Source organism: Vibrio sp. 2130-1, from assembly GCF_033339515.1.
On record NZ_JAWOUT010000003.1, the window covers coordinates 54,770 to 70,324 of the forward strand.

12 protein-coding genes and 1 tRNA gene are annotated in these 15,555 nt (G+C 44.7%); 5 read left to right on the plus strand and 8 right to left on the minus strand.

Features of this window, described 5'->3' with window-relative positions; translation table 11 throughout:
* Positions 1 to 45 precede the first annotated feature (45 nt).
* Positions 46 to 1,044 carry a cytochrome d ubiquinol oxidase subunit II gene (gene cydB / locus R7Q09_RS04980; protein ID WP_318070555.1) on the minus strand — a complete coding sequence of 333 codons (999 nt, stop codon included), beginning with the start codon at positions 1,042 to 1,044 and terminating at the stop codon, positions 46 to 48.
* A 10-nt stretch (positions 1,045 to 1,054) separates the two neighbouring features.
* Positions 1,055 to 2,443, minus strand: a complete 1,389-nt coding sequence (locus tag R7Q09_RS04985) for a cytochrome ubiquinol oxidase subunit I (RefSeq protein WP_318070556.1) — start codon at positions 2,441 to 2,443, stop codon at positions 1,055 to 1,057.
* Between the two features lie 159 nt (positions 2,444 to 2,602).
* Between R7Q09_RS04985 and R7Q09_RS04990 the strand changes: the two genes are divergently transcribed.
* Both R7Q09_RS04990 and R7Q09_RS04995 read left to right on the plus strand, forming a co-directional pair.
* Positions 2,603 to 3,847: an NADH:ubiquinone reductase (Na(+)-transporting) subunit B gene (locus R7Q09_RS04990; protein ID WP_318070557.1), complete on the plus strand. Its 1,245-nt coding sequence runs from the start codon at positions 2,603 to 2,605 to the stop codon at positions 3,845 to 3,847.
* A 298-nt stretch (positions 3,848 to 4,145) separates the two neighbouring features.
* The gene (locus R7Q09_RS04995; protein ID WP_104976313.1) at positions 4,146 to 5,546 is read left to right on the plus strand and encodes a tryptophanase; all 1,401 of its coding nucleotides are present in this window, start codon (positions 4,146 to 4,148) and stop codon (positions 5,544 to 5,546) included.
* Between the two features lie 78 nt (positions 5,547 to 5,624).
* Here R7Q09_RS04995 and R7Q09_RS05000 read toward each other — a convergent pair whose 3' ends face one another.
* The gene (locus R7Q09_RS05000; protein WP_005374167.1) at positions 5,625 to 6,236 is read right to left on the minus strand and encodes a DUF2913 family protein; all 612 of its coding nucleotides are present in this window, start codon (positions 6,234 to 6,236) and stop codon (positions 5,625 to 5,627) included.
* 32 nt (positions 6,237 to 6,268) lie between these two features.
* Positions 6,269 to 6,352, minus strand: a tRNA-Leu gene (locus R7Q09_RS05005).
* A 561-nt stretch (positions 6,353 to 6,913) separates the two neighbouring features.
* Here R7Q09_RS05005 and R7Q09_RS05010 point away from each other — a divergent pair.
* Complete coding sequence (locus tag R7Q09_RS05010) at positions 6,914 to 8,122, plus strand: NupC/NupG family nucleoside CNT transporter (RefSeq protein WP_017635515.1); 1,209 nt, start codon at positions 6,914 to 6,916, stop codon at positions 8,120 to 8,122.
* Between the two features lie 54 nt (positions 8,123 to 8,176).
* On the opposite strand, the gene R7Q09_RS05015 is transcribed toward R7Q09_RS05010, so the two are convergent.
* Positions 8,177 to 9,265, minus strand: a complete 1,089-nt coding sequence (locus R7Q09_RS05015) for a DUF3541 domain-containing protein (protein ID WP_064369491.1) — start codon at positions 9,263 to 9,265, stop codon at positions 8,177 to 8,179.
* 69 nt (positions 9,266 to 9,334) lie between these two features.
* Positions 9,335 to 9,940, minus strand: coding sequence for an alpha-ketoglutarate-dependent dioxygenase AlkB family protein (locus R7Q09_RS05020; RefSeq protein ID WP_182015931.1), 606 nt, complete (start codon positions 9,938 to 9,940; stop codon positions 9,335 to 9,337).
* Positions 9,941 to 10,072: 132 nt separating this feature from the next.
* Between R7Q09_RS05020 and R7Q09_RS05025 the strand changes: the two genes are divergently transcribed.
* The gene (locus tag R7Q09_RS05025; protein WP_021035911.1) at positions 10,073 to 11,428 is read left to right on the plus strand and encodes a diguanylate cyclase; all 1,356 of its coding nucleotides are present in this window, start codon (positions 10,073 to 10,075) and stop codon (positions 11,426 to 11,428) included.
* A 387-nt stretch (positions 11,429 to 11,815) separates the two neighbouring features.
* On the opposite strand, the gene R7Q09_RS05030 is transcribed toward R7Q09_RS05025, so the two are convergent.
* Complete coding sequence (locus R7Q09_RS05030) at positions 11,816 to 13,372, minus strand: DUF3612 domain-containing protein (protein ID WP_213866844.1); 1,557 nt, start codon at positions 13,370 to 13,372, stop codon at positions 11,816 to 11,818.
* A gap of 174 nt (positions 13,373 to 13,546) precedes the next feature.
* Here R7Q09_RS05030 and R7Q09_RS05035 point away from each other — a divergent pair, with 174 nt between their 5' ends.
* Complete coding sequence (locus R7Q09_RS05035; RefSeq protein ID WP_005374156.1) at positions 13,547 to 14,125, plus strand: malate synthase; 579 nt, start codon at positions 13,547 to 13,549, stop codon at positions 14,123 to 14,125.
* Positions 14,126 to 14,215: 90 nt separating this feature from the next.
* Here R7Q09_RS05035 and R7Q09_RS05040 read toward each other — a convergent pair whose 3' ends face one another.
* Complete coding sequence (locus R7Q09_RS05040) at positions 14,216 to 15,229, minus strand: GGDEF domain-containing protein (protein WP_005374150.1); 1,014 nt, start codon at positions 15,227 to 15,229, stop codon at positions 14,216 to 14,218.
* Between the last annotated feature and the right edge of the window lie 326 nt (positions 15,230 to 15,555).

The window sequence follows — 15,555 nt, forward strand, 5'->3', positions numbered from 1 at the left end:
TTACCAGCCAAATGCCAATGAACCACAAAATGGGTTTTAGTTTCATCAGTGATATCCTTCTCCACGTTTCATCTTGCCGCGGAACACCCAGTACGAATAAGCCGTGTAGGCTATGATCAGAGGAAGTAATACCACCGCACCGGCAAGTAAAAATGCCAAACTTTTGTCTGGCGCGGCGACGTCTTGATAAGTGAGTGCGAATGGGACCAAGTAAGGGAATGTACTGACACCGAAACCCATCGCGGACACAAGAAACAGGCCGATCGCAAGAACGTAGGCTCGGACGGCTTTGTGGTCGAGTAAGGCTTTGAATAACTGCCAAATAAGTGCCGCTGCAATAATTGGTAAAATGAAAAACAGTAGCGAGTTTGGTAATGAGAACCAACGTTCAAATACGATATTTTGGCTCAATGGCAGCCACAAACTGGCGATGAATATACAGGCTACCATCGCTAGTCCCCATCGTCGCGCGACTACGTAATAGCGCCCCATCAGCTCTTCTGGAAGCTTGATTAATAACCAGCATGAACCGAGCAGAATATAAGCACAAACAAGCGCCAAGCCACAAAATACGCTAAATGGCGAAAGCCAATCAAACCATCCACCTGCGTATGCTCGTTCACTAACCTCTATACCTTGGAGCAGGGTTCCGAGCATAATGCCTTGCATCAATGCCGCGGTGAGTGAACCAATGAAAAAAGCGCTATCCCATAAAAACTTTCCGCGTTGTGTTCGGAAGCGATACTCAAAAGAAACCCCGCGCAGAATTAACCCGAGCAGCATTAAAATCAGAGGAGCATAGAGTGCTGGCATAATGACCGCGTAGGCGTGGGGGAACACGGCAAAAAGCCCACCACCGCCAAGAACTAGCCAAGTTTCATTCCCATCCCAAACAGGAGCGATGCTGTTCATCATCATGTCGCGCTCTTCATCGTCATTAGCGCTGAGGAATAGGATACCAATACCGAGATCAAAGCCATCTAACACGACATAAATCAGAACGGCGAGCCCAATCAAAGCGTACCAAATTAATGCGTAATCCATGAGTTAGCTCCTAGGTTAGATGGTTAGAATGTGTGATGGCATCAGTTTTCGTGCCATCAGGAAGTCGGCTATCTAGACCTTCTTCATATCGAGTTGGAGACTTGCGCATCAAACGTAGGAGATAGAAGAAGCCAGCTCCAAAAACCACAAAGTAAACCACGATGAACGCCGTCAGGGAGACGCTCACCGCGGCGGCATCAATAGGCGATGCCGAATTGGCTGTGGTTAAAAGACCGTATACGGTGTAAGGCTGTCGACCTACTTCGGTAGTTATCCAGCCTGCTAAAACTGCAATGAACCCCGCTGGGGCAAACAGCACACAAATACGTTGAAGTGCCCTCGAATCAAAAAGTTTGCGACGTTTTCTTAGCCAAAGGCTCCACAAACCAATAACAAGCATGCCAAAACCAAGCGCGACCATGACTCGGAAAGACCAGAAAACGATAGAGACAGGAGGGTGTTCCTCCTCTGGAAAAGCATCTAATCCCTTCACTTCACCGTTGAGGTCATGAGTTAAAATCAAACTACCGAGTTTGGGGATTTCCAGTGCGTATTCCATACGTTTTTCTTCATCGTTAGGGATACCGAAGAGGATCAATGGCGCGCCTTGGTGAGACTCATAGTGCCCTTCCATCGCGGCGGCTTTGGCGGGTTGATGTTCAAGGGTGTTTAATCCATGCATGTCTCCAGCAACGATTTGAATTGGTGTCACGATGGCAGCCATCCACATTGCCATCGAGAACATAATTCTGGCTAGAGGGTTATGGTTTGCTTTTAGTAAGTGATAAGCGGCAACGCCAGCTACAACAAAGGCAGTAGTAAGGTAAGCGGCGAGCAACATATGAACGAGCCGGTAAGGAAAAGAAGGGTTGAAGACAATCGCCCACCAGTCTTCTGGGACAAACTGTCCGGCTTCGTTGATACTATAGCCCGCTGGTGTTTGCATCCAACTATTAACCGAAAGTATCCAAAACGCAGACAAAAACGTCCCGAATGCGACAATACAAGTCGCGGCGAAGTGAAGCTTCTTACCCACCTTATCCATACCGAAAAGCATCACGCCTAAAAACCCAGCTTCGAGGAAAAACGCAGTAAAAACTTCATAACCCATTAGCGGGCCTAGGATTGGGCCTGTTTTGTCGGCAAACACGCTCCAGTTAGTACCGAATTGATAGCTCAACACGATGCCACTCACCACACCCATACCAAAACTGATGGCAAAGATTTTTAGCCAGTACTTATAGATTTGCATGTACTGTTTGTTGCCCGTTTTTAAGTACAAGCCCTCTAATACAGCGAGATAACTTGCCAAACCAATCGTAAAAGCTGGAAAAATAATGTGGAAAGAGACAGTAAAGGCAAATTGGAATCTAGCTAGGTCAATGGCGAGTGTGTCCATGAGCGGTCCCTTTTTCGTTGGATAAACTGTTCGCCGGATTTAAAGAGGAGACAGAAGAGTGGCGAACAAGGTGAAATACGAAGAAGGAAGACGAAGAGATTAAAAAACGATCGCTTTTTACACATGTGCGTACCATCTTTTAGATAAAGGAGGAGTGTTATGAGCCTTAAAGATTACTTTGAGAAAGCGACACCTAAGTTTGGTCCAGGTGGGAAGTATCACAAGTTCTACCCACTTTTCGAAGCTGTCGAAACCATTTTTTACACGCCTGGTAAGGTAAACCAGGGCATGACTCACGTTCGAGATAGCATCGATTTAAAACGTATTATGATCATGGTGTGGTTGGCTGTCTTCCCTGCCATGTTCTGGGGTATGTACAACATAGGCCAGCAAGCGAGTGATGCCTTGTTGTATGGAATGGATCAAGCCTCAGCTCAGCAAGCGCTTGTTTCTTCATGGCAACTGAGTTGGGTATGGGGCTCGTTAGATGCGGTTTCACAAGCGGGGTGGGGAAGTAAAATGTGGCTTGGTGCTACTTACTTTCTCCCGGTTTATGCGACGGTGTTTATCGTTGGTGGTTTCTGGGAAGTTCTGTTTGCTATTGTGCGAAAGCATGAGGTAAATGAAGGCTTTTTTGTCAGCTCTATACTCTTTGCGCTGATCCTTCCTCCGACAATTCCACTATGGCAAGCGGCTTTAGGTATCACCTTCGGTATTGTTGTGGCGAAGGAGATTTTCGGTGGTACTGGACGAAACTTCCTAAATCCAGCTTTAGCAGGGCGCGCGTTCTTATACTTTGCCTATCCTGCCAACATGTCCGGTGGTGCCGTGTGGGTCGCGGCTGATGGTTACTCTGGCGCTACTCCACTTAGCCAATGGTATGAAGGAGGGCAAAGTGCTTTGATAAATAATATGACGGGAGAGCCAATTTCATGGGGAGATGCTTTTGTTGGCAATTTACCAGGCTCGATGGGTGAAGTCTCCACGTTGTTGATCGCACTAACAGGCTTGGTTCTCATCTTTATGAAGATTGCATCGTGGAGAATTGTTGCGGGCGTGTTGGTCGGTTTAATCGGAGCTTCATTACTATTGAATGCGATCGGTTCAGACTCTAACCCCATGTTCTCCATGCCGTTCTACTGGCACTTCGTGATTGGTGGGGTTGCGTTTGGTACCTTCTTCATGGCGACAGACCCTGTCTCGGCAGCTTTTACCAATAACGGGAAATGGGCATACGGACTATTAATCGGTGTGATGACGATTTTTATCCGAGTGCTGAACCCGGCTTATCCAGAAGGCATCATGTTAGCGATTCTATTTGCTAACTTATTCGCGCCACTTTTCGATTACCTAGTCAAAGAAAGTAATATCAAACGCAGAATGAAAAGGGCGAGACCTTCTTAAAATGAGGGTGACCTCACTGAAAGTTGATTGAAAACTGCACTATATTGAAAAGGTCAGAGACATAGGGTTTCTGACTTTTTATTTTTATCAGGAGGACGAAGACGATGAGAATAAAGGATATTCTCGATAGCTGTTTGGTGCTGTCGTTCTGGTATAACCTAGACTACTGCTTGTCTCTTCTTAGTAAAATCTCTTCTCGTTGATTTCCTCAATGCAATCGCATTGAAAAGCATTCTATCTATTTGTTTTTTAGTCTTACGTGAAACTGCGTAGGACAATGCGTATAAGGAAATTAACAATGAAACGTATTCCAGAACCTTTCCGTATCAAAATGGTTGAGCCAATCAAAATGACGACTTTGTCAGACCGTGAAGTCGCGTTAAAAGAAGCGGGCTATAATCCATTTCTTCTTCGTAGTGATGATGTTTATATCGATTTGCTGACTGACTCAGGCACTGGTGCCATGAGTGATAATCAGTGGGCTGGCATCATGATGGGGGATGAATCCTATGCGGGGAGTCGAAATTACTACAACCTGTGTGATGCAGTGGAGCACTTCTTCGGTTATAAGCTCACCGTGCCTGCACACCAAGGGCGTGGTGCCGAGCAAATTTTGTTCCCCGCTTTGATTGAGCGTATGCGTCAGGTGCGTGGTGGCGAAACGCCAGTATTTATCTCGAACTACCATTTTGATACCACAGCGGGTCACATTGAACTCAATGGCGGTAAAGCGATTAACGTGGTAACGGAAGAAGCATTCGACACCACTACGCCTTATGATTGGAAGGGCAATTTTGATATCGATAAGCTGGTGGCAACAATTGAAGCGCACGGTTCGCATAACATCTGTGCAATTATCACCACGATTACTTGTAATAGCTCCGGTGGTCAGCCTGTGTCGATGGAAAACATGCGCAGTGTGTACGAGATTGCAACCAAGTACGATATTCCAGTGGTGATTGACTCGGCTCGTTACTGTGAGAACGCCTACTTTATCAAGCAGCGTGAAGCGGGTTACGAGAATAAATCGATTCTGGAAATCATCCGTGAGATGTACCAGTACGGTGATATGCTCACCATGTCAGCTAAGAAAGACCCGATGGTAAACATTGGTGGCATGTGTTGTATTCGTGATCATAAGGAGTTGTTCCAGGCGGTGCAGACGCGCTGCGTACCCATGGAAGGATTTGTAACATACGGCGGCATGGCTGGGCGTGATATGGAAGCGCTCGCTCGCGGTTTGTATGAAGCCGCGGATGAGGATTTTCTTCACTATAGAATTAGCCAAGTTCAATACTTAGGTGAGCGCTTACGTGAAGGCGGTATTCCGATTCAATACCCAACGGGTGGTCATGCGGTGTTTGTGGATGCCGCTAAGATTTTGCCACATATTCCAGCTGATCAGTTTCCTGCGCAGGTATTGTGTAATGCTTTGTACTTGGAAGCGGGTATTCGAGCAGTAGAGATAGGATCGTTGCTGCTTGGTCGAGATCCGGAAACGGGTAAACAAAAAGCGTCAGAGCTTGAGTTGATGCGTTTGACCATTCCACGTCGTGTCTACACAAACGATCATATGGATTACATTGCGGATGCGATTATCGAACTGAAAAATCGTGCACATGAGTTAAAAGGGCTCACTTTCGAGTACGAGCCACCAGTGCTGCGCCACTTTACTGCTCGATTTAAAGAGATCGATTAACTCAAGTTTAAATCTAGATAATCAAAAGGCCGCGAGTTTCGCGGCCTTTTTCGATTCGTTTATTTCTTAGCGTTACACTTACGCCAACTCTAATGTGATGCGAACGAACTGGTCGTCTTGATACTGCACTTCATAATTGAAGGTACCACTGGCGTAAATGCTGCCAAGAAAAAGTGAACGTTGACTCATTGGTCCGCGGAACAGCATCGAAATAGGAGCGATTAGGGCGTTATTATCATCGAAGTGCTGATTTAAGTTCTCAGAAAGCACACACAGCAAACAGCCGTGTTGGTCGTGAGATAAGTCGACGTCTTCCGGTCGAGATAATAACACGGTAGTCCCCAGTTTCTTCTCAATCTCGTTGATCAGCAGCAAGTAGCTATCTAGATCGGGTTGAGGGTTGCTGGGTTTGTCTGCACCGACGCAGCGCTCGAGTAATGCTTCCAGATTTCCGTTCTCACCTTTTGCCTGCTGAGTCAAAGATTTTAACGGCTTTTTAATCAGCTTATAGCGATTACTCTTCAGTTTTGGTTTCAGCCATTTCTGAAGTAAGTCATTACGTTCTTTAAGGGAGAGGCCATGCGAGGACGCGTGAATTTTAAAGTGCAGGTGTAATAAAGCGTGAACCGCAAGCTCACTCAGAAGTTGATTAGCATCTGTAGACTGTCTTGCCTGCTTAGAACTTTGCATTACACTCGAACAAAATTAGGGAAGAAGGATAATGGTGCCGAGAGAGGGACTCGAACCCTCACACCAAAGGCACTAGCACCTCATGCTAGCGTGTCTACCAATTTCACCATCTCGGCATCATGATGCTCTGAATACTCAGAGGCCTCGAAAGAAGCAACGCGAATTGTATAACCAAAATCCACCTGTTGGCGAGAGCAAAATGACGAATTTTGGCTCTTTCGAGTTTGATTGCATATTTATTGGTCACTTTTATGTTTTTTACCATCAACGCCTATCCTTATGCCCTTACTTTTATTAATAGTATGACGACAAAAGAGTACTTTTGCCTAAATTTTGAACGCTTGAACGTTTGCGTAAATAAATGTGATGAATATCTCTTTTTGTTGGCTATACTTGCGTCCCGTTTAAGCGGGAATTAGGGTTTAGTTGTTCAGGACCCTTACCCATACAAGCCGTCACATGGAGCAGGCCAAGCAACATGCTCGCCAGCAGTGAATGACCCCACGGACCGGACCAGCTACGTTCAATTGCTTGTATAAGGTAAAAATAAGATGTCGAACTATTCGTTCTGTCTACATTCTGGATCTAAAAGTGAGTTATCACTCGCTGCGTTGTCCCTTTCTTCTGCCAATTCCTTTGGCTCTTTTTTCTTTTTCAACGTTTAGTAGGTCCAGCTCATGAGTGTTCTATTTAGTCTATTTGGTATTGTTGCACTGCTAGGTTGTGCTTTCCTACTTTCTGAGGGTCGTTCTTCCATTAATTGGAAAACTGTATCTCGCGCCTTGATGCTACAAATGGGGTTTGCTGCTTTGGTGCTCTATTTCCCGTTGGGTCAAGCGGCGCTGGCGAGTTTAAGTAATGGGGTCGCGGGGCTACTCAGCTTTGCTGATGAAGGGATTAAATTCCTCTTTGGTGACCTCGCTTCTTCTGGCTTTATCTTCGCTATTCGTGTCCTTCCTATCATCATCTTCTTCAGTGCTCTTATCTCCGCCCTTTACTATTTGGGCATTATGCAAAAAGTGATTCAATTTATTGGCGGCGCTATCCAGAAGTTCTTGGGTACGAGTAAAGCAGAGTCTTTGGTTGCAACAGGGAACATCTTCTTATCTCAAGGCGAGTCACCACTTCTTATTCGTCCATTTCTTTCTAACATGACTCGCTCTGAACTGTTTGCCGTGATGGCTGGTGGTATGGCTTCAGTGGCGGGCAGTGTGCTTGGTGGTTATGCTGGTTTAGGGGTCGACCTCAAATACTTGATCGCGGCAAGCTTTATGGCAGCGCCAGGTAGTTTGATGATGGCAAAAATTATCGTTCCTGAGCGTCAAACGCCAAGCGATTACAACAATATTGAGCTAGATAAATCAGAAGAAAGCAACGTAATTGATGCGCTAGCAAGCGGTGCTATGGGCGGTATGAAAGTTGCTGTTGCTGTTGGTACCATGCTTATCGCTTTCGTGAGTGTTATCGCGATGGTGAACACGGGGCTAGAAAACTTGGGTGAGATACTTGGTTTCTCTGGCGTAACGCTACAAGCGATTTTTGGTTATTTGTTTGCACCTCTCGCATGGTTGATTGGTGTGCCAAGCCACGAAATCCTAGCTGCGGGTTCATACATTGGTCAGAAAGTGGTGATGAATGAGTTTGTTGCGTTTATCGATTTTGTGCAGCACAAAGCGACACTGTCTGAGCATACTCAAATTATTATCACTTTTGCGTTGTGTGGTTTTGCGAACATTGGCTCAATTGCGATTCAGTTGGGTTCTATCGGCGTGATGGCACCTGAGCGCCGCAAAGATGTTGCAAGTCTAGGCCTAAAAGCGGTTGCTGCTGGTACACTCGCTAACCTGATGAGTGCGTGCTTAGCGGGCATTTTTATCTCGCTCTAATTTAGATTGAAGATCCACACTAAAAACCCGCCTAAATGGCGGGTTTTGTTATTTCTAAGGCTTGGGCATTAAGCCGTAAGGTATCGATTTAAAAGCCTCTGGGTGCTCTTGATAAGTTGGCGCTTTATGTACCCCTTTCCAATCGAGCAGCATGATGGCTAGCACGTTACGGTGTTCGCCGTACTTGAGATCAAAGTTACCGTCGACCGACGGAATCATCCCTTTTTCTGCGTTGATTGCATGACGAATGGCTTGGCGGGTCTTCTTTACGACCGGATCATGGTCCAAGCCTGCTAACAAAAACGAAATGCCGACTTCCGCAATCACATCTTCTTTGGCGCGCAGTAGGATAGTGTCGATGTTGTTGCGAAAGTAATCATAAATCCATTGGTGTTTCTTCTCGCTTACTCGCTCCTGATAATACTGTGAATCGGCAAAGATGATGTGCGTCATACCATAGAGTTTGTTCCAATACTGCTGAGCTGAAAGCATCTTATCTTTATCGTCGGGGTAGGTGTCACGGAAGGTTTGAGTGAATTCCTCGACCACATCTTGCTCTCCTAACTGACGAAGCCAGTAGACTTGGTTTGCAAGCTGAGCTGCCCATGCCTCTATCATCTCTTTGTCCGTAACGTAACGCGAGAAATCGTAGCGCCTAATAATTTTTCTCAGCGTTTTGTCTTGTTTATGCTTTAGGCCATATTCGTTTGCTCTTGCCATTGCGCCAAGCAAATCCACACCAAGATAAAGGTACTCAGGATGGTGTTTAGTCACGGTATAGCGTCGCTGACCTCGTTCGGTTTCTTTCTCTTGATACGTGGTCAGCCTTTGAGATGAATAGAGAATGATGTCTTCTGGTTCAACGACTTCATTAGCAAATTGGTTTAACCGGCTGGCTACTTGTGCCATGTCGGTCCAAATGGCAGCGTGATATTTCTCATCTAATGTTTGGCGGTACATGCGTAAGCCAAAATGGCCCTCTTTAAACGCCGGGAAAGTGAACAGTTCTTGTTCGTAGGTACTACGAATCAACTGCGCTGATTGAGTATTATCGAGAAGCGGTACGTCTTCCTGTGATGCCTGAGCAGCAAAGGTAAGTGAGCAAGAGAGTAAGACCGCTAAGCTAAGAGGTTTAATACGCATAAATCCATTCCCTATGAAGTCCTGAACCTAAACCTACCATCAATATTAATTGAGAATGTAAAAGCTGAGTCAATAGTTGAAAATTTGCCTAAAAGTCAGGTTGATACGTTCATCTTTGGTTTTCGCGGTTTTTGGTACGCAGTGCTTCCAGTGATGCTGAAGCTCGCCAGCCATAATCAGTAAGGAGCCGTGAGAAAGCTCGTATTCAATCTCAGTTTTACAATGTAAATTTCTAAGCAAAAATCGACGTGTTTCACCTAAGTTCAAAGATGCGATAACAGGGTTTCTACCTAACTCTGGTTCATTATCTTGGTGCCAGCCCATTGAGTCTTGGCCGTGTCGATATAAGTTAGCGAGAACAGAATTAAAAGTGACATCAGCAACTGATTCGCAACGCACTTTCAGCTGAGTTAACTCAGGAGTCCAAGGGTGAGGCTGCATGGTTAAGCCTGAGTAAGTATATGCTGCATCACCGTGCCACGCTTGTAAGCGAGGTTGAAGTACTGACTTGCCGAACATAGTAATGTGTTCTTGGTGCCATGGCAGTGTCTTTCGAAGTTGGTCAAAGTAATTATCCGCCTCAAGATGGTTAAGAAAATGAGGATCATAATAAAGTTCTCCTCTTTCTACTTCTTGCCATAGATCGCCGCCAAATAAATCGCCTTGTTGATGCATCATCTCACACCTAAAACATAAAAGTTGTCAATCACTGTTACCTTTCTGATTATGATTGGTTATTCTTGTGATAATAAGAATTTTAACAATAAATAAAAAATCTCGTAGTTGTATACGAGTTGTGGGGAGAAAATGCGTTATTTACCCAGAAAGCGATGCTATTTTGCATTGTTCTTCCTCACCTTTTTCGCTTTGTGTATTGGGGTTATTGAGCTGTTAAATCGAAACCAGCAAGAGCTTCACAAAGAGCGAGTTCAAGTTGAGGCCAAAGAACAACTTTCCATTCTCCGTTCCAATTTGGAAGCGGTACTTATGGCGGATATCTACAAAGCCAGTACTTTAGCGACACTCATTACTTTACTTCCTAAAAACCAAGAAGAAGAATTGAGTATCGCCGCTCACCGAATCCTAAATAAAAGTAAACATATTACAATAATCGGTATCGCGAAAAATGATGTAATTAGTCACGTATTTCCACGCCAAGGTAATGAGCGCCTAATCGGCCTTGATTACCGCGCAGTGCCACAGCAGTGGGTACAGGTGCAAAAAGCCAAGGATGTACAAGAAATTTTCATCGCAGGGCCCGTTACATTGATCCAAGGTGGCCGAGGTTTGATCGTGCGTGTGCCTGTTTTTCTTGATCCTCCAATGAATCAGGACTACTGGGGAGTGATCAGTGCGGTGATTGATTTCGATGCTCTGATGAGAGAAACCGGCGTAATTGATTTCTCGTATCGTTACCCTTTAATGATCCGTGGTTACGATAGCGGTGGCTCATTTGGTGATGCTTTCTTTGGCGCGCAAAGTGTAAATAGCATGGTATATGCAAAAGAGATGGTTCATTTTCCTTATGGTGGGTGGAGTATGGTGGTTTTCTCTGGAGGCAAAGCTGATCGCCAAATCTCTTGGCATCAGTTGCATTTAGCTAGAGTAATCGGCTATCCCATTATATTCGCACTTAGCCTCGCGCTGTTCGCCATTTATCGACTGTATACCATTGCAGATGACAGAGCTTTACACGATGAACTCACGAATTTACCAAACCGTCGCTATTTTATGAAGTTTTACAAGCAGCAGTTCGAAATAGCGAAACGTTATAAAAAGCGTTATAGCTTCGCCTTAATTAATATTGACCTAGATAGGTTTAAACACATTAACGATACCTATGGTCACGACGCAGGTGACAAAGTTTTAATCGCTACGGCTGAAAGGGTAAAAAGCTCTCTGCGTAAATCAGACATCGTGGCCAGAATGGGCGGTGATGAGTTTTTAGTTGTAGTCCATCACCCTGGAACGGAAGAAAATGTTCAGTCCCTTCTACAAAAACTTCGATTAGCGCTATGCTCGACGCCCGTCATTTACGATGAAACGCTTATCTATTTGAAAGCCAGTATTGGGTACGCGATATTTGACCCGAAAATGTCATCTCCTGAGCAAATGATGAAAATAGCCGATGAGAGAATGTATCAACAAAAGCATGGCGGATGAGCCTGAACCCAGTTTCAATAAGGGGTTAGAAGAATGATAAAGTTGGGAGCCCGAAATCTCATCATCATTGAGGTGCAAGAATATGTGACTTCATATGTTCACAGACACTTTGCTGAGAGAGTCGTTATTAGCAGTGCATTCAGTGGCATATTTGCATAATATTGCATTTTGCAAATGCAGTTTGCGAAATTAATGGTTAATAAAGCAACGATATGCATCTGGATCTACTAAAAAACGGCTTTTTTAAAGTTGGCACGCATCGTGCTTTACTTAGAGTGACCCTTATTAAGCCGAGGGTCACCTAGCCAACTGACGTTGTTAGTGAATACAAATTGTTCACAAGTATATACCGCCAATCACGTTTATTGTGATTGGCGTTTTTTCTTTCTAAAGCCCGATGATATTCACGTCGCTGCCCGTCTCATCAGCTTCTCCGCACTTGCTGTAACAACTAGGTTGTCTTGGACAAACCGCCCCTCTGGAGCAGATCAACCTTGCTTGGGTTTGAATCCCGCGCTCTATCCAGTTGATGTTTAATATCTTAGCGATAGTCGTTAAGTCTTTTTTGATGTGGGGAGGAATAACACTACTTCCGCCGGAAGCGACACAAAGGGACTTAAGTTCTTCCGCTATGGAAACGGCATCGCCACCTTGTGCAGAAATGGCAGGGTTAAGATCAATACCGGCACATAGCACGCGATTATTCCCCGCAGGATCAAATACGTTGACCGATTCGCAGCAGTAGATACGTGGCTCGTCGCCAACATTTAAAATCGAAATTTGCGCTGAACTGGTATCCAAAGGCTGGGAAAGGCGTCGGAATACGGCCCAGTGCTGGCAAGGGTCGTTCACTTTGCGCATGTTGCCCCAAGGCAATGGAATACCATTTCCGCGATACACGGCTTTTAACTTGCCAGGGCCATAGGCATCAAAATAGTGCCAATGAGGGTAAGGCGAGACCACCGTCATGCGACGCATTGCAACGGAAGGAGAAACCCCCGCCTTTTTGTGAACATCAATCTCGTAACCAGAACGGTCAAGCAACTGACGAAAGGGTACTTTGGGGCAGAGTAGGGCACCGGCAAAGAAGCTGGACTCAAAATCACGCCAAGCTTGCAGGATATCTTGCGAATTGAGTTCAGAGTTCGACACAGGGCTGTCCATTTGCTCCCAATTGTTTTGATGCCCGATAGATAAAACGTTATTCATTGCATCGCTGCTATGGAGCACTCGATGGCCGATATATACCGCCAAGTCATACTTCAATCGGGTTGGATAGTCACGCATTCGTTTATTGAGATAAATAGTCCCAGGTGGCTCCATGAAAGACGTAATCAACTGTTTGGCGCTGACGCCCAGTTCATCAATCACATCTTGTGGCGCTCGGTCTACCCAGCGAATATCCAACCCCATACTCTTTGCAATGTCGATCAGATCTTCCACTGACAGATTAAGTCGCTTTAAGCCCACTTCTTCCGCTGCCCGTTCTAAGTCTGGGAAATGGTTTTGGTGGTTCTCTTGGTGTGCGCGGATCAGTAAGTGGGCGAATTGACGCCCTGTGATACCTGTTTGGGAGAGCATTTCTGGTATCGCGATTTGAAGAATATCATTGGAGAACAGGAAGCTCGGCTCCAGCGCCATGCCACTAATCCCACCACGATTCCCTTTGTTGGGTGTGATGGCTTCTAATTCGGGTTCATCATCTAAAAACCACGCAGGATCTTTTTGAAAAACTTCCGCGATCACTTCGAGCATATCGATACTCGGTACGCGTTTTCCGCGCTCAATCATCGAAAGGTAAGAAACCGAAGGAGCGTACTCTGGATTAATTCTTACACAACGGGCAGATAAATCCTCCATCGTTAAATGGTTGTTTTTTCTTAGATTACGAATTTTCGTACCAAGAAAATGAGACTGACGAATAAGGCTTTTTGACACAGACATTTTGTAAAATTCACATTGTAAAATTTTTGTTGTGAAATTGTAGTCAATATTTCGCTAGTCTACATAATGAGCAGGCAAGGAAATTAACCATCCACTTCACAGAATTGCCTGAAACTTAAATAAAGGATTTAAGTTTTTACTCTAGGACGAGTTTTTAAGTGCGAGGATATGACGATGAATATGCTGAACTTCGATAAAAAAGAGATGCAACAACAACAACGCCCATTTATCGCTGAAGCCGTATTTGCCGTCGAAGCGGTAAGTGCCGAGCAGCAGAGTGAGAAACAAGTAAAAGCGAAGCAACTGCTTGACCGCATGTTCCCATTGGAGAACGGGTCGCACCAAGACGTATCAAGTTACGTAATTGATTATCGCCATGTATTGGCTTACTTCAAAGACGGTACGCATAGCGGCCTGAAAAGCCCGAAACATTTTGTGGCGTACACTGGTGAAAAGGAAGATCCAAAGTCGATTTTGTTTAAAGATGATTCGGGCAATCATGTAGAAGTGCTGTTTGGCTGTCACAAAGGCACTGGTTGCGTGGAATTAGTGGACATTGACGATATTCAATTGGAAACTCGCACGACGTTTCATCCTGAACTAACTGGCAATGCACCAACCGCGATGCGCCATTGGATAAGTCTAATCAAAGGCGACAAAAAAGGTAAGCCGATGGCATGCAGTGAAGATAAAGAATATACCGCAAAAAATGGTGACGACTACATTCTAAGTTACTGCTACAGCGTCGATTAAGATACTCATGATTGGATATAAAAACCCCGCACTTTACGTCGCGGGGTTTTCTTTTTCATCGTAAAAGTCGTTTTCGCTTAGTCAGTTTATTTAAATTGGCATCACGCGGTTACGACCGAGTTGTTTTGCTTCATAAAGCTGTTTATCAGCTTTATTGATTAAGGCTTCAGGCGTATCACCCGGCTCAAATTCTGCTACCCCAAAAGAAGCGGTAATGCTGTGAACTTGTGTGCCTGAGCGCTTATCTCTGATACGCAGTTTTTCTATCATCCGGCGTAGGGTGTCTGCATATTGGCGAGCAATTCGCAGAGATTTGTTAGGTACAATTAACGCGAATTCTTCACCACCAAAACGGTACGCACATATCCCATCTCGACAACTTTGTTGTAGCCGGCGGGCAATGGCTTTTAATACTGTATCGCCAAAAAGGTGCCCGTAATTGTCGTTAAATGATTTGAAATGATCGATATCAAGCATGATCAAGGTCATTGCCTGATTTGATGCAATAAGTGAAGAGAGATCTTTGTCAAATGCTCGGCGGTTGTATAGGTTTGACAAACCATCGAACAACGCATCTTGCTGTACTTCAGCCAGTTGGTTTTTGAGGCGAGAAATTTCTTCACTCGCGTTAGTCAATTGGCTATTCAAAAACTTTGTTGAGTGACGAATTTCGTGTGACTCTGCGACAAGTTGACGAATCACTACCATCACTTCTTCAATGCTTAGGCTATTGTCCTCAACTTTTTCCAGTTTATTAAAGCTTTTGTCTACCATCTCAGAAAAGGAGGAAGTATCTGAAATTGTATCGCTCATTGAACTGGATACTTCATGTAGCAGAACTTCTACATTGGTTCTAAGATCTTCAAGGCTGGTTTCTGCTTTGCTGGCCACATAGTTGTTGTAAAGCTGTTTATTGGTTGCTGGCGGGCAAATACCGTAGTTTTCTAACACCGTGTCTAACTCAAAGTTGAGTTCTGGAATGGTCTTGTCAACGTAGGTATACCAAAGCGCGTAGTTGGCTGGCGTGGCAGCAACATGGTTTTTGATCATCAGTGGGACCGCTTTTTTTAAATTAGCGGTTGATTTCTTAAACTCGTCGGTCATTTCTGCGATGGTACTAGCAAAATGGGATTGGGCTTAGATTAACGGATATTAACTAATGTCGCTTTAATTTTTATCACTTTTGCATGGTTTATATAGAAAATGAGTGATTAAGATCGTGATCAATACCGTTGGATTCAAATTTTATAAAATATCAGTATGAAACATGTACAGGCATTTGGTGGTATTGCGTGTTTTGAGATATCCAGCAAATGGATTCCGTGTAAACGCTAGTAACCTAATGATCGTCAAACTCTCGTTTTCGTATAAAAGCAAGTAAATCAAAAGGCTTAACGTCAGGGTCTCCGTGAAAAGAACTCGTAGACGAA

Bases quoted from the DNA above. Each gene is read 5' to 3' on its own strand.
- cydB (WP_318070555.1), bottom strand. From the start codon at position 1,044: ATGGATTACGCATTAATTTGGTACGCTTTGATTGGGCTCGCCGTTCTG.
- R7Q09_RS04985 (WP_318070556.1), bottom strand. From the start codon at position 2,443: ATGGACACACTCGCCATTGACCTAGCTAGATTCCAATTTGCCTTTACT.
- R7Q09_RS04990 (WP_318070557.1), top strand. From the start codon at position 2,603: ATGAGCCTTAAAGATTACTTTGAGAAAGCGACACCTAAGTTTGGTCCA.
- R7Q09_RS04995 (WP_104976313.1), top strand. From the start codon at position 4,146: ATGAAACGTATTCCAGAACCTTTCCGTATCAAAATGGTTGAGCCAATC.
- R7Q09_RS05000 (WP_005374167.1), bottom strand. From the start codon at position 6,236: ATGCAAAGTTCTAAGCAGGCAAGACAGTCTACAGATGCTAATCAACTT.
- R7Q09_RS05010 (WP_017635515.1), top strand. From the start codon at position 6,914: ATGAGTGTTCTATTTAGTCTATTTGGTATTGTTGCACTGCTAGGTTGT.
- R7Q09_RS05015 (WP_064369491.1), bottom strand. From the start codon at position 9,265: ATGCGTATTAAACCTCTTAGCTTAGCGGTCTTACTCTCTTGCTCACTT.
- R7Q09_RS05020 (WP_182015931.1), bottom strand. From the start codon at position 9,940: ATGCATCAACAAGGCGATTTATTTGGCGGCGATCTATGGCAAGAAGTA.
- R7Q09_RS05025 (WP_021035911.1), top strand. From the start codon at position 10,073: ATGCGTTATTTACCCAGAAAGCGATGCTATTTTGCATTGTTCTTCCTC.
- R7Q09_RS05030 (WP_213866844.1), bottom strand. From the start codon at position 13,372: ATGTCTGTGTCAAAAAGCCTTATTCGTCAGTCTCATTTTCTTGGTACG.
- R7Q09_RS05035 (WP_005374156.1), top strand. From the start codon at position 13,547: ATGAATATGCTGAACTTCGATAAAAAAGAGATGCAACAACAACAACGC.
- R7Q09_RS05040 (WP_005374150.1), bottom strand. From the start codon at position 15,229: ATGACCGACGAGTTTAAGAAATCAACCGCTAATTTAAAAAAAGCGGTC.